This is a genomic window from Planobispora longispora (assembly GCF_016863135.1).
Lineage (GTDB): Bacteria > Actinomycetota > Actinomycetes > Streptosporangiales > Streptosporangiaceae > Planobispora > Planobispora longispora.
Genome location: NZ_BOOH01000039.1, coordinates 96698 through 114989 on the forward strand (window position 1 = coordinate 96698; position 18292 = coordinate 114989).

General features: G+C 72.5%; 17 protein-coding genes. 13 read left to right on the plus strand and 4 right to left on the minus strand.

All coding sequences use genetic code 11. The features are described 5' to 3' along the window. Positions 1-92: 92 nt before the first annotated feature. From Plo01_RS23900 to Plo01_RS23945, 10 genes are all read left to right on the plus strand, one after another. Complete coding sequence (locus Plo01_RS23900; protein ID WP_203892908.1) at positions 93-863, plus strand: hypothetical protein; 771 nt, start codon at positions 93-95, stop codon at positions 861-863. Positions 864-984: 121 nt separating this feature from the next. Continuing rightward, on the plus strand, positions 985-1554 hold the full coding sequence (locus Plo01_RS23905; RefSeq protein WP_203892909.1) for an RNA polymerase sigma factor: 570 nt from the start codon (positions 985-987) through the stop codon (positions 1552-1554). Further along, complete coding sequence (locus Plo01_RS23910) at positions 1554-2429, plus strand: hypothetical protein (RefSeq protein WP_203892910.1); 876 nt, start codon at positions 1554-1556, stop codon at positions 2427-2429. Before Plo01_RS23905 ends, Plo01_RS23910 begins: the two co-directional genes overlap by 1 nt. Before the next feature lie 214 nt (positions 2430-2643). Continuing rightward, positions 2644-4113, plus strand: a complete 1470-nt coding sequence (locus tag Plo01_RS23915; protein ID WP_203892911.1) for a hypothetical protein — start codon at positions 2644-2646, stop codon at positions 4111-4113. Positions 4114-4278: 165 nt separating this feature from the next. Next, a complete protein-coding gene (locus Plo01_RS23920; protein WP_203892912.1) occupies positions 4279-6144 on the plus strand; it encodes a CASTOR/POLLUX-related putative ion channel in 1866 nt (621 codons plus the stop codon). Between the two features lie 39 nt (positions 6145-6183). Further along, a complete protein-coding gene (locus Plo01_RS23925) occupies positions 6184-7395 on the plus strand; it encodes a sensor histidine kinase (RefSeq protein ID WP_239316924.1) in 1212 nt (403 codons plus the stop codon). After that, a complete protein-coding gene (locus tag Plo01_RS23930) occupies positions 7392-8066 on the plus strand; it encodes a response regulator (protein WP_203892913.1) in 675 nt (224 codons plus the stop codon). The genes Plo01_RS23925 and Plo01_RS23930 overlap by 4 nt, the downstream gene beginning before the upstream one ends. Before the next feature lie 250 nt (positions 8067-8316). Beyond that, the gene (locus Plo01_RS23935) at positions 8317-9591 is read left to right on the plus strand and encodes a cytochrome ubiquinol oxidase subunit I (protein ID WP_203892914.1); all 1275 of its coding nucleotides are present in this window, start codon (positions 8317-8319) and stop codon (positions 9589-9591) included. A gap of 108 nt (positions 9592-9699) precedes the next feature. Then, a complete protein-coding gene (locus Plo01_RS23940) occupies positions 9700-10437 on the plus strand; it encodes a cytochrome d ubiquinol oxidase subunit II (RefSeq protein WP_203892915.1) in 738 nt (245 codons plus the stop codon). A gap of 234 nt (positions 10438-10671) precedes the next feature. Then, a complete protein-coding gene (locus Plo01_RS23945) occupies positions 10672-11079 on the plus strand; it encodes a VOC family protein (RefSeq protein WP_203892916.1) in 408 nt (135 codons plus the stop codon). Here Plo01_RS23945 and Plo01_RS23950 read toward each other — a convergent pair. The 4 genes from Plo01_RS23950 to Plo01_RS23965 all read right to left on the minus strand — a co-directional run bounded on the left by Plo01_RS23950 (position 11045) and on the right by Plo01_RS23965 (position 14390). Beyond that, entirely contained in the window at positions 11045-11710 is a 666-nt protein-coding gene (locus tag Plo01_RS23950; RefSeq protein ID WP_203892917.1) for a TetR/AcrR family transcriptional regulator, read from the minus strand. The two genes, Plo01_RS23945 and Plo01_RS23950, sit on opposite strands and share 35 nt — an antisense overlap. After that, positions 11710-12225: an SRPBCC domain-containing protein gene (locus tag Plo01_RS23955; RefSeq protein WP_203892918.1), complete on the minus strand. Its 516-nt coding sequence runs from the start codon at positions 12223-12225 to the stop codon at positions 11710-11712. The genes Plo01_RS23950 and Plo01_RS23955 overlap by 1 nt, the downstream gene beginning before the upstream one ends. A 105-nt stretch (positions 12226-12330) precedes the next feature. Then, positions 12331-13989 carry an alpha-amylase family protein gene (locus Plo01_RS23960; RefSeq protein ID WP_203892919.1) on the minus strand — a complete coding sequence of 553 codons (1659 nt, stop codon included), beginning with the start codon at positions 13987-13989 and terminating at the stop codon, positions 12331-12333. A gap of 17 nt (positions 13990-14006) precedes the next feature. Beyond that, on the minus strand, positions 14007-14390 hold the full coding sequence (locus tag Plo01_RS23965) for an ester cyclase (protein WP_203892920.1): 384 nt from the start codon (positions 14388-14390) through the stop codon (positions 14007-14009). A 122-nt stretch (positions 14391-14512) separates the two neighbouring features. On the opposite strand from Plo01_RS23965, the gene Plo01_RS23970 reads away from it, so the two are divergent. The 3 genes from Plo01_RS23970 (at position 14513) to secD (ending at position 18137) form a co-directional block, all read left to right on the plus strand. Then, positions 14513-15136, plus strand: a complete 624-nt coding sequence (locus Plo01_RS23970) for a TetR/AcrR family transcriptional regulator (protein ID WP_203892921.1) — start codon at positions 14513-14515, stop codon at positions 15134-15136. A gap of 85 nt (positions 15137-15221) precedes the next feature. Further along, positions 15222-15593: a hypothetical protein gene (locus Plo01_RS23975; RefSeq protein WP_203892922.1), complete on the plus strand. Its 372-nt coding sequence runs from the start codon at positions 15222-15224 to the stop codon at positions 15591-15593. A 111-nt stretch (positions 15594-15704) separates the two neighbouring features. Further along, positions 15705-18137, plus strand: a complete 2433-nt coding sequence (gene secD, locus Plo01_RS23980; RefSeq protein ID WP_203892923.1) for a protein translocase subunit SecD — start codon at positions 15705-15707, stop codon at positions 18135-18137. Positions 18138-18292: the final 155 nt, after the last annotated feature.

An 18292-nucleotide genomic window follows, 5' to 3' on the forward strand; every position in this document is an offset into this window, starting at 1 on the left:
TGCGGGAGTGTTGACGCCGGCGGCGCGGCCGAGTTCTCATCGATCTTCCAGAGCGTGCCCGCGGGGCACGCGCCCCGGCGAAGGGAGCGTCGATGCCGCAGGCCGGGCAGTCCCAGGATCCTCCGGTCCGCAGGGAGCCCTCGCTCAGGGCCCGCCTCATCGCCCTGGCGGTCGGGCTGGCGCTGGCCGTACCGCTCGGGACGATGTTCGGCACGTGGACCTACAGGTCGTTCGAGACCCACTACGCCCTGGAGATCGATCCCGGCGGGCTGATCGCCGCCCACGCGGTCGTCGAAGACGCCTGGAGCGCCTTCGCGACCTCGACCGGGGACACCGAGCGGTTCGACGGCAACGGCTCCCACGGGGCCCGGCTGCGGGTCGAGGGCCGGAGCGAGCCGGAGACCTTCGACCCGCTGCCGGAGGAGATGCGGCAGCTCCGGGAGGGGGAGACGGTCGACGTCGTCGTCTGGGACGGCCGGATCCTGCGGGTCGAGTCGCTGCTCGTCGCCACCGGCTGGGCCGACGGCTCGCGGATGTTCGCCACCCTGTTCCTCTACCCGTTCCTGCTGGCCGGTTCGCTGGCCGTCCTGTGCCAGATCGTCATGCTGTCCCTGCGATGCGTCAGGTCCGGCCGCTCCCTTCCCCGCTACGAGCGGGGGACCACCTTCAGCGCCGTCGCGTGGGCGGTCACCGTCGGCCACGTCCTCGCCTTCGCCTTCTGCGGGGCCGTCGCCCTGCGCGAAGAGGAGCTGTTCTGGTGGCCGCCGGTGTCGTCCGGGGCCGCGCTGTGCGCCGGGACGATCGTGCTCGTGCGGAGGGTCCGGAGGTTCCGGCGGCCGGTCGAGCTTCCCGTCGGAGCATGAGACCGCGGGGACATGAGACCGCTTCTTCTGTCATCCCGTGAAAAATCATAGAAAGGGATGAAACGCAACGCCGATGCCGGACAGGTACCAGGTGACCGAGTCCCCGGCGGAAGGAAGCAGCGTGGGTCCCCCTGATCCCAAGCGGCGCTTCGATGAGATCTACACCGCGCACTATCCCGATCTCCTGGCCTACGTGCGGCGGCGTACCGGCTCCCCCGACGACGCCGCCGACGCGCTCGCCGAGACGTTCGCCACGGCCTGGCGCCGCCTGGACGACGTCCCCGGGGGACACGACGCCCGCCTGTGGCTGTACGGCGTGGCCCGGCGCGTGCTGGCCAACGGCCGTCGCGCCGAGACCCGCCGGACCGAGCTGGCCGTACGGCTCCGCGCGGAGCTCACCGCCTGGGACGGGCATTCCGGCGGAGCCCGGAGCACCGTCGAGGACGACCCCGGCGGGGTCCGCGCGGCGTTCATGCGCCTCAGCCCCGATGATCGGGAACTGCTCTCCCTGGTGAGCTGGGAGGGCCTGGACCACGAGGAGATCGCGACCGTGATGGGCTGTTCGCGCGGGGCCGTGCGCCTCCGGCTGCACCGGGCGCGCAAACGGCTCGCCGGGGAACTCGACTCCGCCGGGCTCGACCTGGCCCGGTACGGCTCGCGCGCGGTCGCACTGGTGAAGAGGGAGGCATGATGCACGACGTCGACCGTCTCGTGGCGGGCATCGCCCCCGATCCCGGCCCCGGCATGACCCCCGGCGCCCGGGAGCTGTTCGACGAGATCACCGCTGTCGCGCCCGCTCCGCGCCGCCGCCGGTTCACCGCGCCGTTCCGCGCCGGGACCGTACGGCGCCGCCGGTGGACGACCCTGCCGATCGTCGTCGCGTCGGCGGCCATGGGAATGCTGGTGACCTGGATGCTTCCCGGCTCGCTGGGCCCCCTTCCCGCCTCCGCCGCGCTGGACGTCAAGAGGGACGGCGACTACTACGTCGTCACGGTGAAGGACCTGTTCGCCGATCCCGAACTGTACGAGTCCGAGCTCAAGGCCCGCGGCATCAACATCTCGCTCCACGTCGCGCCGACGTCCCGGAGCCAGACGGGCAGCATCCTGCTGCTCCAGGACGTCGATCTGCTCAAGGCCGGGAAGCCGGTGCCCGTCGACGGCCCGATCGAGACGATCGAGGCTCCGGGCCGCTGCCGGTCGTTCGGCGGCTGCCCGATCGGCCTGAAGGTCCCGGTGGACTTCACCAAGCGGGCCGAGATCACTCTGGGCAGGGAGGCCGGGCCCGGCGAGAGGTACCAGATCCCCCCGGCCATCGGCATGCCCGGCGAGCCGTTGCACTGCGTGGAGTACGCCAACCGGACCGTCGCCGAGATCACGGCCGTGCTGCGGGAACGCGGCGTGGAGGCGGAGTTCACCTCCTTCGCCTCCCCGGACCAGCCGATCCCCGGGAACTGGTACGTCCATGACGGCGTGATGAGCATGGCGGACCGGGCGCTTCTCCTGGCGGGTCCCGAGCCCAACCCGGCTCCCCGCCCGGTCGAGACGTTCTGCCCCAAGGGGTCGTAACCCGCCCGCCGCCCTTCCCACGCCACACGCTCTGTTCCGCATGCCCGGATTCCGGACGCTCCGCCTGATCCGGCCGCCCTTCCCACGCCACACGCTCTGTTCCGCATGCCCGGATTCCGGACGCTCCGCCTGATCCGGCGGCCCTTCACCAGACGACCTCACCGGATGCTCCCCGCGGGCTCCGGTGGGGTCCCCCTCCGACGATCGGTTCACCGTGCTCACAGACGTCCGCCCGGCGGCGCCTCCCCGGCCCCGCCGCATCGTTCCCGCCGCCCTCGCGGACCACCGCGTCTTCGCCGTCCTCCTCGTGCTCGCCGCCGCGCTGCGGGTGGTCACGATGCTCGGCTACCGGCCCGCCCAGCTCTACTGGTACGACTCCTTCACCTACCTGGACACCGCCGTCCGCCTCAAGCCCTCGGCGGCCTTCCACCCGATCGGCTACCCGCTCCTGCTCCGGGTGTTGTGGCCGTTCCACAGCGTCGAGCTGATCGCGGCCGTGCAGCACGCGATGGGGCTGGCCATCGGGGTCATGATCTACGCCCTGCTCCGCCGCCGGTCGCTGCCCGGCTGGGGCGCGGCGCTGGCGACCGTGCCGCCGCTGTTCGACGCCTCGTTCCTCCGGCTGGAGCATTCGGTCCTGTCGGACACCCTGTTCATCTTCCTGATCGTCGCCGGGCTCACCACGCTCATGTGGTCGCCCGCGCTGTCGGCACGGGCCGCCACGGGGGCTGGCCTGCTGTTCGCGGCGGCGGCGCTCACCCGGACGATCGCGCTGCCGCTGCTGCTCCTGGTCCTGCTCGTCCTCGCCGTCCAGCGCGCCGGGCGGCGGCACGGGCGGCCGGGGGAACGGCCGGGACGGCGGCGGGGGTGGCGGGGGTGGAGGCCGCTGCTCGCCATGGCCCTGGCCGGGACGCTCCCGCTGGCCGCCTACGCCGCCTGGTACGGCGCGCACCACGGCAGGTTCGCGCTCAGCGGCGCCGACGGGGTCGCGCTCTGGGCCCGCACGATGACCTTCGCCGACTGCGCGGTCGTCAAGCCTCCGCCCGAGCTGGCGCGGCTCTGCCCCAACGGCACCGTCATGGACGCCGCCTCGGAGTACGTCTGGGCGCCGGGAGCCTCGCTCAACCTGCTCCCCGGCGGCCGGTTCGCGCACAACGACGCGGCCCGCTCCTTCGCTCTGCGGGCCATCGCGGCCCAGCCGTCCGACTATCTCCGCGAGGTCGTCGAGGACACCTCCATCGCCTTCTCCTGGACGCCGGTCGCCCACCCCAAGCGGGTCGTCCCGGCCGTCGGCTTCGGGCACGGGGACTGGCCGCTGCCGGAGCAGCCCCTGATCGACAAGGTGACGCGGGAGTACGACCCGGACATCCGCGGCCTGTACTCGGTCCGCCCGTACGCCGACGTCCTGGTCGCCTACCAGTACCCGGCGTACCTGCGCGGGCCGCTGTTGGGGGCGATCCTGCTCGTCGGCGCGGCGGGGGCGCTGCTGCGGCGCCGGGGAGCCCGCCCGGGGACGCGCCGCGCGGTCCTGCTGCCCTGGGCGACGGCGGCGGCCCTGCTCGTCGGGCCGGTCGCCGTCCTCGACTTCGACCACCGCTACGTGCTGCCCGCGGTCCCGGTCGCCTGCCTCGCCGCCGCCCTCGCCCTGCGGTCCCTGCTGGTACGGCCGCCGGCGCGGGAGTGACCGTCACGGACGCCGCGAGACCCCGGCCGCCATTACAAATCTCTTTTCAGGCGATTTACCAGTGCAGATCGGTTCAATCACTCCATTCCGGATGTGCGAACACCTGAGCGACATGTACTTTTTGTTCGGTCGTTGATCGGGGTTCGCCGACGGGGAGGTGGAACGGTGTCGAAAGCGACATTCCGGGAGCGATCGCGATACTGGTTCGACAACACCATGTCACGGGGCACCGGGGCGCTGATCGGGTGGCTCGCGGCGATCTCCGTGGCACTGATCGTCGTGGTCTCGGCGCTGGTGCTGTGGCTGACCCCGGTCGAGGCCGACAAGCACCACGGTGTGGCCGGGGTGCTGTGGGCGACGCTGATGCGCACGCTCAGCCCGGGCAAGGTCGCCAGCGACACCGGGAGCGCGCCGTTCATCGCGCTGATGTTCGCCGCGTCGCTGGGCGGGCTCATCATCGTCAGCGCCCTGGTCGGCGTGCTCGCCAACGGGTTCAAGGAGCGCTTCGAGCGGCTCCGCAAGGGCCGCTCCCGGATCATCGAGCGCGGGCACATCGTGATCCTCGGCTGGTCCGACCAGGTCTTCACGATCGTCAAGGAGCTGGTCGAGGCGCACGCGAGCCGGCGCGGCTCGACCATCGCGATCCTCGCCGACCTGGACAAGGTCGCGATGGAGGACGCGCTCCGCACGCACGTGGGCGACACCGGGCGGACCAGGGTGGTCTGCCGGACCGGCCGTCCCGTCGAGCCCGCCGACCTGGACCTGATGAACCTGGACGCGGCCCGCTCGGTCGTCGTGCTCTCCCCGCAGGGAGAGGACCCCGACGCCCACGTCATCAAGACCCTGCTCGCCCTGGACAAGCGCGCGGGCGACCACCCCCCGGTGGTGGCCGCGATCGCGAGCACCGGCAACATGGCCGCCGCCCGGCTCGCCGGAGGCCCGGACGTGCACCTGGTCGACTCCGACGACACCGCCTCGCGGCTCATCGTGCAGTCCTCCCGCCAGTCGGGCACCTCGGTGGTCTGCATGGACCTGCTCGACTTCTCCGGCGACGAGATCTATCTGCGCTCCGATCCGAGCCTGGCGGGGACGGAGTACGGCCGGGCCCTGTCCGCCTACCAGACCGCCACGGTCATCGGCCTGCGCCGCAAGGGCCGGGTCATGCTCAACCCGCCCATGGACACCGTGATCGCCGCCGACGACGAGATCATCGTGATCGCCCCGGACGACTCGATGATCCACCTGGCCGACGGCACGCCGAAGGCCCACGAGGACGCGATCGTCCTGATCGAGCACGACGAGCCGGGCCCGGAGCGGACCCTGGTGCTCAACTGGAACGGCCGGGGCAGGCAGATCATCCGCTGCCTCGACGGCTACGCCGCCCCCGGCTCCGTCCTGGACGTGGCCTCCGACCACCCCGACGCCGCGACCGGCGTCGAGGGCCTGGTCAACCTCACGGTGAACGTCAAGGACTGCGAGACCACCGACCGCTACGCGCTGGAGTCCCTCGGCCTGGGCGTCTACCAGCACGTGATCGTGCTGTCCGACGACCGCTACGACGCGGCGCACGCCGACACCCGGACGCTGATGACCCTGCTCCAGCTCCGCGACACGCAGACCACGCTCGGCGAGCGCTACTCGATCGTCAGCGAGATGCACGACGAGAACAACCGCGCCCTGGCCGAGGTCACCCGGGCCGACGACATCGTGATCAGCGACACGGTCATCGGTCTCCTGCTCGCCCAGCTCACCGAGAACCAGCACCTGGCGGAGGTGTTCGGCTACCTCTTCGACTCGCGCGGCTCGGAGATCTACCCCCGCCCGGCGAACCTCTACGTCCGCGCCGGGGCGCCGGTCAGCTTCACCACGGTGATCGAGGCGGCCCGCCGCCGCGGCGAGACCGCGATCGGCTACCGCCTGGCCGACCGGGTCAACGAGGCGCCCCACTTCGGGGTGGTGCTCAACCCCGACAAGTCACGTCTGGTCCGGCTCGGCCCGGACGACTCCGTGATCGTCCTCGCCGAGCACTGACCCGCCCACGTTCCCGGCCGGGTGATTAAAGTACGCGACGTGGGATCTGTCCGCGTGGGATCCGTCCGCCTTCCCCTGAGCTCCCTGGCCACCGGGCTGGTGATCCTGGGGGTCCTCGGCGGCACCGTCGTCACCGCCGCCTTCAGATCCGGGGTGACGCCCAACGTCTGGGACTACGTGCTCCCCCTGCTGGTGTGCGCCGCCCTGCTGGTCCGCCACCGGTTCCCGGTCGAGGTGCTGGTCGTCGTGACGGTGGCGGGAGCCGTCTACTATCCGGTGGCCCGCCTGGACGGCACGCTCTACCTCGCGCTGCTCCTCGCCCTGTTCACCGCCGCCGACCTCGACCACCTCGGCGCGGCCGTGACCGTCACCGTCCTGAGCCTGCTGGGAGTGCTGCTCGGCGAACTGAACAGCCCGGTCCAGCACCTGGACGTCAGCCAGCTCCTCCTCCTGGGCGGCTGGACGGTCGCGACCGTCGCGATGGGCGGGGTGACCCGCAACCGCCGCGCCTACCTGCGGGAGGCCGAGCGCCGGGTGGCGGAGGCCGAGCACGGCCGTGAGGAGGAGGCCCGGCGGCGGGCCGCCGAGGAGCGGCTGAGGATCGCGCGGGAGCTCCACGACGTGCTCGGCCACAACATCTCGATGATCAACGTGCAGGCCGGGGCCGCGCTCCACCGGATCAAGGACCGCCCCGGGCAGGCCGAGCCGGCGCTGGCCGCCATCAAGGAGGTCAGCAGGCAGACCCTGCGCGAGCTGCGGACCACCCTCGGCGTGCTGCGCCAGGTGGACGAGGACGCGCCCACCGCTCCCGCGCCGAGCCTGTCCAGGCTCCGGGAACTGACCGGCGGGAGCGGGCTCGCCGTACGGACGGAGGTCCTCGGCGAGCCCCTGGACCTGCCCGCCGAGATCGACCACGCCGCCGCGCGCATCATCCAGGAGTCCCTGACGAACGTCGTCCGCCACTCGGGCACGTCCGCCGCCGAGATCTCCGTCCGGTACGGCGCCGCCGAGCTGACCGTCCGCGTCGACGACGACGGCACGGACGGCGGACCGGACGACGGCGACGATCCGGGCGGCGGTCCGGACGACGGCGAGGCGGGGGCCGCCGCGGAGACCGCGGGGCGGGGCTTCGGCATCACCGGCATGCGCGAGCGCGCCGTCGCCCTGGGCGGGACCCTGGAGGCGGGGCCGCGTCCCGGCGGCGGCTTCCGGGTCCTCGCCCGCATCCCCCTGAGGAAGGACATTTCATGATTCGCGTGCTGCTCGCCGACGACCAGACCCTGGTGCGGGCCGGCTTCCGGTCGATTCTGGAGGGCGAGGACGGCATCGAGGTGGCCGGCGAGGCGGCCGACGGGCAGCAGGCCGTCCAGCGGGCCCGCGAGCTCCGCCCCGACGTGGTGCTGATGGACATCCGGATGCCGGAGCTGGACGGCCTGGAGGCCACCCGGAGGATCGCCGCGGACGAGCGGCTCTCCGGCACGAAGGTGATCATCCTGACCACCTTCGCACTCGACGACTACGTGTACGGCGCGCTGCGCGCCGGGGCGAGCGGGTTCCTGGTCAAGGACACCGAACCCGTCGAGCTCATCCACGCCGTCCGGGTGGTCGCCCGGGGCGACGCGCTGATCGCGCCCGCGATCACCCGCCGGTTGATCGCGGAGTTCGCCGGACGGGTGAAGCCTCCCGCCCCGGGCCCGGAGTTCAACGGGCTGACCGAGCGCGAGCGCGAGGTGCTGACGCTGGTCGCGGCCGCCCTGTCCAACGACGAGATCGCGGCCCGGCTCGTGCTGAGCCCGGCGACAGTCAAGACGCACGTGAGCCGGATCATGAGCAAGCTGCACGCCCGCGACCGGGCGCAGCTGGTCGTCCTGGCCTACGAGGCGGGCATGGTCACCCCGGGCTGGCTGGCCGAGGGCGCGTAGCCGGGGTCCCACCGGGCCGGTCGGCCGAGAGCGCGTAGCCGGGGCTCCGCCGGGCCGGTCGGCGGAGGGCGCGTAGCCGGGGTCACCCCGGGCCCGGGCCGTGGCCCGGGACCTCCCGGCGGATGATCGGGGACGCCCCTCCCGCCGGTCCGGGATGTAGGGGGACCGGCCGGGAGACAACTTCCGGAGTACGGGTGATGCCCTCCCGGGACGGATGCGGCGGCGGCAGCCGTACCCGGAGGCTCTCCGCATGGACACGCCCGACCTCGCCCGCCTGCAGTTCGCCCTCACCGCGGGGGGACACTTCCTGTTCGTGGCCCTCACGCTCGGCCTGGCCACGCTGATCGCGATCATGCAGACGCGGGCCACGCTGACCCGTTCCGCCGTCCACGGACGGATGATCCGGTTCTGGGGACGGCTCTATGTGATCAACTACGCGATGGGCATCGTCACCGGGCTGGTCATGGAGTTCCAGCTGGGCATGGCGTGGAGCGGGCTGACGCACTTCGCGGGGAACGTGCTCGGCGGGTCCCTGGCGATGGAGACGCTCGTCGCGTTCTTCGTCGAGTCGACCTTCCTCGGCCTGTGGATCTTCGGCTGGGACCGGCTGAACCGCTGGGCGCACCTGGGGGTGTTCTGGGTGGTGACGCTCACCGCCTACGCCTCGGCCTACTGGGTGCTCGTGGCCAACGGTTTCATGCAGAACCCGGTCGGGGCCGAGGTCTCCGGCGGCGTGCTCCGGCTCACCGACGCGGCGGCGGTGCTGGGCAACCCGACGGCGCTCACCGCCTTCGGGCACGTCCTGTCCGCCTCCCTGGTCGCCGGGGCGTTCTTCGTGACCGGGGTGAGCGCCTACCACCTGCGCAGGCGGACCGCCGAGCGGGAGTTCTTCCGCCGCTCGCTGCGGATCGGCGTGTTCACCGGCCTGCCCGCGCTGCTGGCCGCCGCCGCGTTCGGCGGTGCCAGCTTCGTGTTCGTGCAGCCGACGAAGGAGGCCCTCTTCGAGGGCGACGCGGCGGAGTTCGCCCGGCTCCAGGCGGAGGCGGTCACCGCGCACGGCTCCGCGACCGGGCTCGCGGACCACCTCCCGCCCATGGGCCTGGTGCAGGCCGGAGCGATCCTCATGTTCGTCGCCTTCGTGGTGATGCTGCTCATCGCGGTGCCGAGCGCGCTGCTGGCGCTGTCCCGCCGCGCGGTGCTGGGAATGCGCTCCTGGCACCTCGTCCTGATCGCCGCGGTCCCGCTGCCGTTCGCCGCCGTGCTCGGCGGCTGGGTCTTCCGGGAGGTCGGCCGCCAGCCCTGGGTGGTGTACGGCCTGCTGACCACGGAGGAGGCGCTGAGCGACCTGTCGCCCGGCACGCTGCGGTTCTCGCTGACGGCCTTCGCGGCCCTGTTCGCCCTGCTGGTCGCGGCCAACGTCTGGATGCTCGCCCGCAACGCCCGCCGCGGTCCCGTCGACGCCCCGAGCCTCCTGGACGAGCCCTCGGACACGCCGGCCGAGCGCGCGCCGGCAGCCGCCTTCTGACGCGACGCCTCCGACCGGCCCGGGCACGAGGGCCGGCTCAGGCACGGCGACCGGCTCAAGAACGGCGACCGGCCCCGCACGACCCCACGAACCCAAGGACCGTCACCCATGGAAATCGCGCTTCTGGCGTTCTTCGCCGTCGGCTACTTCGTCCTCGCGGGCGCCGATCTCGGGATCGGCATGCTCCTGCCCCATCTCGGGCGCTCACCGGCCGAGCGCCGCCGGGTGCTCGCCGCGATCACCCCGTTCTTCCTGGCGAACGAGGTCTGGCTGGTCACCGCGGTCGGGATCCTCGCCGGGGCCTTCCCCGTCCTGGAGGGCGAACTGCTCAGCGGGCACTACGCGGTCTTCACCACGCTGCTGCTCGGATGGGTGACCCGGGACGCCGGGATCTGGCTGCGGGGGCGGGTGGACCGGGCCGGATGGCGGGCCGCCTGCGACACGGCCGTGGTCGCCGGGAGCTGGACGGTGGCGCTGAGCTGGGGCGTCCTGCTCGCCGCGACCGTGGGCGCGGCCCCGCCGGTCGCCGTCCCGGTGGTCGCGGCCGTGGTCGCGCTGTTCTGCGCGCACGGGCTGGCGCTCGCCGCGCTCCGGCTGCGCGACCAGCCGAGGGAGCGGGCGCGGCGGCCTTTCGGCGCCTCGGGCGAGCGCACGGTCTACGCCCTGACGGCGGGTGGGATGGTGCTGGTCTGCCTGCTGGCCGGCTCTCGCCTGCCGCTGGCGGAGAACCTGGCCGACCCGGCGACGCTCGCCCTGCTCACTCCCACGGCGATGGTGCTCGTTCCCCTGCTGGCGGGAACGCAGGTGTGGCTCTGGTGGAGCCTGGGCCGGATCAGGCCGCAGTGATCATGAATGCCAGGCCGAGAAGCACGGCGACGGGGATCAGCCACACCACGGCCTCGATCGCGAACTCCTTGTACATGGTGAACTTCTTCCTCTAGAGCGTGCTACGACAACAAAGACATCGACCCGTAGCATAGGGGCTTGAGGAAAAGCCCGGAATCCGCCCTCCGGCGGAATCACGGCCTCCCTCCTCACGCTGTGACCGGTGTAACACCGCCCACCGCGTGAGGAGCCCTCATGACCGTCCGAGAGCTGCGCCTGGTCGTCACCGCCGCCGACTACGAGGAAGCCCTCCGCTTCTACCGCGACACGCTGGGGCTGCCCGAGCGGGCCGCCTACTCCTCGCCCGACGGCCGGGTGACGATCCTGGAGGCGGGCCGGGCCACGCTGGAGATCGCCGATCCCGCCCAGGCCGAGTTCATCGACCGGGTGGAGGTGGGGCGGCGGGTGGCCGGGCGCATCCGGGTCGCCTTCGAGGTGGACGACTCCCCCGCCGTCACCCGGAAGCTGGAGGAGGCCGGGGCCGAGGTGGTCGCCGAGCCCGTACGGACTCCGTGGAACTCGTTGAACTCCCGCCTGGAGGGCCCCGCCGGGCTCCAGCTCACCCTCTTCACCGAGCTGGAGGCCGAGAAGGAGGAGTCGTGACGGAGCCCGGCAGCCGGGCCGAGAAGGCGCTCATGCCCTCGGCCCACGTCCGGTCGAGGTCGGAGCCCTCGGGATAGCGGCCGTCGAGCTCCAGGATCACCATGCCGTGGGCGAAGGACCACAGGGCCTGGGCGAGGTACGGCTCGCCGGCGGCGAGGAAGAACGGGGTGCCCGACCACTCCTCCAGCCCGGGGGCGAGGCGCTCGCGGGGCAACGATCCCGAGGTCGTCAGGCGGTAGAGGTTGGGGTTGGCCAGCGCCGAGGCCCGGTAGGCCCGGAGCACGGCGCCGATCGCGCCCCCGCTCCCCGCCGCGGCCCCCGCGTCCGCCCCGGCGGCGTCCGCGCTCCCTCCGGCGTCCGCGTTCTCCGTCGTGGCGCCCGCAGCCGCCTCGTCGAGCGCGGCGTGGAGCAGGGCTCCCACCTCGGCCAGCCCTTGCTCGATCAGGGCGGCCTCGACCGCCGCCTTGTCGGGGAAGTGCTTGTAGAGCGAGGGCGCCCGGATGCCGAGCCGCTCGGCCAGCGCCCGCATGGTGAGACCGTCGCGGCCTTCCTCCTCCAGCAGCGCCCGCGCGGCCTCGATGATCTTCGCCGCGCGGAGTGTGCGGGGGGTGAGTTCCGGCCGGTCGCTCATCAGACCATCTTCTCAGCCTGCTCGGCCCGGGCCTTCAGAGCCGCGTTCATCGCGGCGAAGCCGTCCGCGACGTCCAGCGCCTTCCCGGCGAACGGGACCAGCGCGCCGGTGAACGTCTCGCCCTGGATCAGCCGGCTCCGGCCGCCGCCGAGGTCCTCGATGAGGAAGTAGTGCTCGCCGTCCACGACGCCGGGCATCACGAACCGGCCGAGCCAGCGCAGCTCCCGGCCCGGGGTCGCGGCCAGGACCGTCGGGGTGAAGGTCATCTCGCCCCCGTTGCCGGCCAGCCGGTTGGTGAGCGTCGCGCCGACGCTCGGCTCGCCCTGGGCGCTGACGATGAACGGGTTCCACTGCGGATAGGCGGCGAAGTCGGTCAGCACCTGCCACACCTTCTCCGGGGAGGCGTCGATCTCGATCTCGGTGCGGACCTTGCGCGGGTTGACGCGGGTCCAGGCGTAGACCGCGACGGGGACGACGAGCAGAACGGCGACGGGGGTCAGGAACCAGGCGAGCATGACGTCCTCCAATGGCTAACGCTGTTAGCCACAACAGTAGCTAACAGCGTTAGCCTCCGCAAGGGGTGCAGAGGATCCGCCCCCGCGCCGGGCGCGGAGGAAGTGTCAGGACCCCTTGGCCGAGGCGTCCTCCGGGAGCTGGTCAGGCTCGGCGACCCGGAACCAGCGGCAGCCGTAGGGGCCCATGGTGAAGCGCACGCGCCCGTCGGCCGGGACGTCCACCGTGCCGTCCACGAGCAGGTCCACCAGGACCTGCGAGTCGTCGACGCCGCACAGGAGGAGCTCCACCTCCGCCTCGCGGTCGGCGAAGTTGTGCACGGCGAGCACGGTGCCGCCCTCGGCGTCGGCCCGGTGGGCCAGCACGGCCTCGTCGCCCGCGTCCAGGACCTCGTACTCGCCCCAGGCCAGCTCCGGCGACTCCCGGTAGCGCTCGATCAGCATCGTCACCCACCGCAGCAGCGAGTCCGGGTCGCGGCGCTGCTGGTCCACGTTCACGTGGCGCGGGCCGTACTCGTCGTCCGGACTGGGGACGGAGACCTTCGGGTCGTCCGAGAAGCCGCCGTCCGGAGACCACTGCATCGGCACCCGGACCGCCATCCGGCCCTCGCCCGCGAGGTTCTCGCCCATGCCGATCTCCTCGCCGTAGAACAGCACCGGGGTGCCCGGCAGCGAGAACATCACGCTGTAGGCCAGCTTGAGCCGGCTCAGGTCGCCGCCGAGCATCGGCGGCAGGCGGCGGCGCAGGCCGCGCCCGAACAACTGCATGTCCTTGTCGGGGCCGAAGGCGTCGAAGACCTCCTGCCGCTCGGAGTCGGTCAGCTTGTCCAGGGTCAGCTCGTCGTGGTTGCGGATGAAGGTCGCCCACTGGGAGTCCTTCGGCGGCTTGGGACGCTCGCGCAGCGCGTCGGCGAGCGCCTTGGGGTTCTGCCGCGCCATCGACAGGTGGAGGCGCTGCATGCCGATGAAGTCGAAGCACATGGTGACCTGGTCGCCGTTGCCGTTGCCGAAGTACTTCATCAGGTCGGGATAGGGCAGGTTGACCTCGCCCAGCAGGATCGCGCTGCCGTCGCGCCGGTTGAGGAAGGCCCGCAGGTCGGCGAGGAACTCGTGCGGGTTCCCGCCCACGCCCTCCAGCAGGAACGGCACCGCGTCCACCCGGAAGCCGGACAGCCCCAGCTCCATCCAGAACCCGAGGATGCGCGCGATCTCGTCGCGGACCTCGGGGTTGCCCGTGTTCAGGTCGGGCTGGAACCGGTAGAAGCTGTGCAGGTAGTACTGCCCGGTCCGCTCGTCGAACTCCCAGACGCTGTCCTCCTTGTCGGGGAAGACGATCGCCTTGGGATCGTCGGGCTCCGGCTCGTCCTTCCAGACGTACCAGTCGCGCATGGGCGAGTCCCGGCTGGAGCGGGCCTCCTTGAACCAGGGGTGCTCGTCGGAGGTGTGGTTGACCACCAGGTCCGCGATGACCCGGATACCCCTGTCCCGGGCCGTCCGCATGAACTCCACGAAGTCGCCCAGCGTGCCCAGCCGGGGATCGACGGAGTAGAAGTCGGTGATGTCGTAACCGTCGTCGCGGTCGGGGGTGGGGAAGAACGGCATCAGCCAGATGCACGTCACCCCGAGCCTGTCCAGGTGGTCGACCTGCTGGGTCAGCCCCCGGAAGTCGCCGATGCCGTCGCCGTTGCCGTCCTTGTACGTCTCGACGTCCAGGCAGTAGACGACGGCGTTCTTCCACCACAGGTCCGCGGTGTAGGTCAGTCGCATGCGCCCGCACTACCCCCTCATGAACGATTTATGAGGGTCTGTTCACGCGGGTCCGGCCCTTCGGTGATCCCCCACATCTCCGCGAGGCGGCCGTCCTCGATGCGGAAGATCTCGATCAGCGTCGGCTGCGCGCCGCCGTCCGGGGTCGTGATCCCCTCGACGGAGGAGCGGACGGCGACCTTGTCTCCGTCGACCAGGATGTCCTGGGCGACGACCCGCATGCCGGGGAACAGGGCGACGACCTCGCGCCAGGCGTCCCTGCCCGCCTCGAACCCGGTGGCGCCGAGCGGGTGGCTGACGAAGCCGGGGGTGTGCAGGTCGGCGGCCTGGTCGAACTGCCTGGTGTTGAAGCACTCCTGCATCCGCTGCACCAGGGCGCGTGCCTCGTCGCGTGCGGTCATCGCCGTCATCTCCTCGGGGCCGGTGGATCGGGTCATGACGAGCGGCGCGGACCCATAACCGGTGCGTCGCCCCGCTTACTTCCCGGACTATACGGTGCGCCGCCCCGGTTATGCTAGGGAACATGTCCGGACGATCATCCGAACCCGTTTCAGCGGAGTCGTCGGCAGCCCACGGGAGTGACCGCGAGCTGCGGGCCGACGCGCGCCGCAATCGCGAGCAGATCCTGCGGACCGCTCAGCGGTCGTTCGCGGCGGAGGGGCTCGGCGTCTCACTGGACGAGATCGCCCGCCGCGCGGGCGTCGGCCCCGGCACCGTCCACCGGCACTTCCCCAGCAAGGAGGCGCTGTACCTCGCCGTCGCGATCGATCAGTTCCGGCGGCTGGTGGCGGAGGCCGAGGTGCTCGCCGCCACCGACGACCCCGCCGTGCTGTTCACGCTGCTCTCGCGGATGATGGCGACCGGCGCCGGGAACGCGACGGTGAAGAGCGCGCTCGTGGCCGCCGAGTTCGACCTGCGCACCGCCGCCCCGGACGTCGCCGCGGACCTCACCCGCCATGTCGCGGACCTGCTCGGCCGCGCACGCGCGGCCGGCGCCGTACGCCACGACGTCACCGTCGAGGAGGTGATGGCACTCGTCGCCGGCGCCTTCGCCGCGATCCGCCACGCCGGCGCCGAGACCAGCCCGGACCGCTCGGCGCACATCGCCCGGCTCATCCTCGACGGGCTGCGCCCCCGGCCCCGGTAGAGGACACGCTCCCGGCCGAAGGACGCATACCGGTGGCTGCCCGGCGGCTATGGTTGAGGGCAATCGTGACCCACCGGAGGGCATCATGCGGCAGCTGAGGCGCAGTGCGCCCTTCGGCTGGCTGCTCGCCCTGATCTTCCCGTTGCTGGTCTCCGGCGGGGCCGCCGCGACCGGCGCGTCGCTCCTCGCCCAGGTCCCGACCCTGGTCAAGCCCTCCGGCGAGCAGCATCCGCTCTCCCGCCCGACCCCTCTCGGCGACCGGCACCACGTCCTGGCCGGCTCCGTCACCGGGATCGGATCCGGCGGCGGCCATCCCGTCGCGGCCCTCCCGCCGGACGCCCGCCACCTGTCGGTCTCCCCCGGCCACGGCACCGGTCCCGCCCGGGACGACGACCCCCGCCCGCTGGCGGCCCTGCTCGTCAGGCCGGGCCGCGCCCCTCCCTCCGCAGGCGCCTGAAGCCCCGGATCCCCTCCGGGCGCTTCACCGCGCGCCGAAGACCGTCTCCCGCTCCGGACTCCGGTCCGGCCGGACCTGCCGGAGCATCTCTTCGAGCCTGTGGAGGCTTTCATGACGCGTGCCCCCGTGGTGCGCGCGATAGCGGCGTTGGCCGTGATCGCGACCTCTCTCTACATCGCATTGACCATGACCCCGCGCCTCGGCCTCGACCTGCGCGGCGGCACCCAGATCGTGCTGGAGACCAAGGACTCCGCCACCGTCAAGGCCACCGCCGAGACCACCGACCGCGCCCTGGAGGTGCTCCGCCGCCGTGCCGACGGGCTGGGCGTGGCGGACGCGCCGCTGTCCCGCTCGGGCGAGCGGCGGATCATCGTGGAACTGCCCGGCGTCCTCGACCCGACCAAGGCGGCCGAGGTCATCGGCAGGACCGCCCAGCTGACCTTCCACCCGGTCGTCTCCCTCGCCGACCAGAACACCGAGCCCGGGCAGGGTGAGCGGATCATCGCCGACGAGGACGGCGGCCGGCTCCTCATCGGCCCGGCCCGGCTCACCGGGGACGGCGTCGGCGGCGCCCAGGCCGGGATGGACCCCGCCTCCGGCGGCGGCTGGTTCGTCACCGTCGACTTCCGCGACCGGGGCCGCCAGGAGTGGGCGAAGCTGACCGGCGAAGCGGCCTGCAACCAGCCGGGCGACCCCAAGCGCCGGGTCGCGATCGTGCTCGACGACAAGGTCATCATCTCGCCGCAGGTCAACGAGGGAGTGGCCTGCAACGTCGGGCTGCCGGGCGACTCCACCCAGATCACCGGCTCCTTCACCTTCGAGGAGGCCGAGAACCTGGCCGTTCTGATCAAGGGCGGCGCGCTGCCGGTGCCCGTCGAGATCATCGAGCAGCGGACCGTCGGCCCGACCCTGGGCGCCGCCGCCATCGCCGCCAGCGCCCAGGCCGCCGTCATCGGCGTCACGCTGACCGCGCTGTTCATCGTCATCGTCTACCGGCTGGTGGGGTTCATCGCCGCCTTCGCGCTGGCCTGCTACGCGCTGATCTCGTACGCGGCGCTGGTGGCCCTGGGCGCCACGCTCACGCTCCCGGGCCTGGCGGGCTTCGTGCTCGCGATCGGCATGGCGGTGGACGCCAACGTGCTCGTCTTCGAACGGGCCCGTGAGGAGTACGCCGCGGAGCAGTCACCCGGGGACGCGGGCAAGCGCCCGCGATCCGGCACGGCGGGCAAGGCCGCGGGAACGCGCGGCGGCGCGGCGACCTCGTCCGGGCACCCGGGCTCCGGCACGGCGAGCGGGTCCGGGAGCTCGCGCGGCGGTGCGGGGGCGAAGCTCCGCCCGGCGCTGGAGAAGGGCTTCCGCAACGCCTGGAGCGCGGTGGCCGACTCCAACGTCACCACGCTGCTCGCCGCCGGGCTGCTGTTCTTCCTGGCCTCCGGCCCGGTGCGCGGCTTCGGCGTGACGCTGTCCATCGGCGTGATCGCCTCGCTCGTCACCGCGATGGTCATCACCCGCGTCCTGGCCCAGTGGGCGGTGAACCGGCCCGCCGTGACGGCCCGGCCGCGGGTCACCGGCCTGTCCGACATCGGACGGGTCCGCCGGTGGCTCACCGAGCGCTCCCCCGACCTGATGCGCCGCCGCACGCTCTACCTCGTGGTCACCGCCGTGCTGGTGGTCACGGCCCTGGCCGGGATCGCGGTGCGCGGGCTGAACTTCGGGGTGGAGTTCACCGGCGGGCGGACGGTCGACTACTCGACGAGCCGGCCGATCACCGCGGACGCGGCCCGCGACCTGGTCAGCGAGGCCGGATTCCCCAACGCCGTGGTGCAGACCTCGGATGCCGGCGGCCCCGGCGGCTCGGTCATCTCCGTACGGACCGGTCAGGTCGGCAACGCCGAGGTGGCGCGGATCGAGGCGGCGCTGGAGCGCGGGGCCGGGGAGGCCACCAAGATCCGCGACGAGCTCATCGGCCCCAGCCTCGGCGACGAACTGCGGCGCAACGCCCTGATCGCGCTGGCCGTCGCGCTCGCCGCGCAGCTGGCCTACCTGGCCTTCCGCTTCCGCTGGACGTTCGGGCTGGCGACCGTGGCGGCCCTGGCGGCCGACGCGTCGATCGTGATCGGCGCGTTCGCGTGGCTGGGCAAGCCGATCGACGGGGTCTTCCTGGCCTCGATGCTCACCGTGATCGGTTACTCGGTCAACGACAAGGTCGTGGTCTTCGACCGGATCCGCGAGCTGTGGGGGGCCCGGCACAGGGAGCCGTTCGCCTCGGTGGCCAACGGCGCGGTCCTGCAGACCGTGCCCCGTACCGTCAACACCGGTCTGGGCGCGCTGTTCATCCTCGCCGCGCTGGCGGTGCTGGGCGGTTCCTCGCTGACCGACTTCGCGGTGGCGTTGCTGCTCGGCATCGTCGTCGGCACGTTCTCCTCGGCGTTCGTCGCGGCGCCGCTGGCGATCGTGTTCGAGAAGCGCAACCCCGCCCCGCCGCCGCGGCCCAAGCAGAAGCGCGTCGCGCGCCCTCGCGAGGGCTCCGGGGCCGTGGTCTGACCTGCTCCTCGGGACATGCCGACATATCCATATATGTCGGCATGTCCCGCCGGTCCACGGCGATGATCTCCCACTAGGGTGTGTCCGGCGGCCCCCGACGCGACGACCGCGGCGGGCCATCCGCCCGGCGCACCCCCGGTGCGCTCCGCGTTTGA

Coding starts and splice junctions, on each gene's coding strand:
- Plo01_RS23900 (WP_203892908.1), top strand. CDS start 93: ATGCCGCAGGCCGGGCAGTCCCAGGATCCTCCGGTCCGCAGGGAGCCC.
- Plo01_RS23910 (WP_203892910.1), top strand. CDS start 1,554: ATGCACGACGTCGACCGTCTCGTGGCGGGCATCGCCCCCGATCCCGGC.
- Plo01_RS23930 (WP_203892913.1), top strand. CDS start 7,392: ATGATTCGCGTGCTGCTCGCCGACGACCAGACCCTGGTGCGGGCCGGC.
- Plo01_RS23935 (WP_203892914.1), top strand. CDS start 8,317: ATGGACACGCCCGACCTCGCCCGCCTGCAGTTCGCCCTCACCGCGGGG.
- Plo01_RS23940 (WP_203892915.1), top strand. CDS start 9,700: ATGGAAATCGCGCTTCTGGCGTTCTTCGCCGTCGGCTACTTCGTCCTC.
- Plo01_RS23945 (WP_203892916.1), top strand. CDS start 10,672: ATGACCGTCCGAGAGCTGCGCCTGGTCGTCACCGCCGCCGACTACGAG.
- Plo01_RS23950 (WP_203892917.1), bottom strand. CDS start 11,710: ATGAGCGACCGGCCGGAACTCACCCCCCGCACACTCCGCGCGGCGAAG.
- Plo01_RS23955 (WP_203892918.1), bottom strand. CDS start 12,225: ATGCTCGCCTGGTTCCTGACCCCCGTCGCCGTTCTGCTCGTCGTCCCC.
- Plo01_RS23960 (WP_203892919.1), bottom strand. CDS start 13,989: ATGCGACTGACCTACACCGCGGACCTGTGGTGGAAGAACGCCGTCGTC.
- Plo01_RS23965 (WP_203892920.1), bottom strand. CDS start 14,390: ATGACCGCACGCGACGAGGCACGCGCCCTGGTGCAGCGGATGCAGGAG.
- Plo01_RS23970 (WP_203892921.1), top strand. CDS start 14,513: ATGTCCGGACGATCATCCGAACCCGTTTCAGCGGAGTCGTCGGCAGCC.
- Plo01_RS23975 (WP_203892922.1), top strand. CDS start 15,222: ATGCGGCAGCTGAGGCGCAGTGCGCCCTTCGGCTGGCTGCTCGCCCTG.
- secD (WP_203892923.1), top strand. CDS start 15,705: ATGACGCGTGCCCCCGTGGTGCGCGCGATAGCGGCGTTGGCCGTGATC.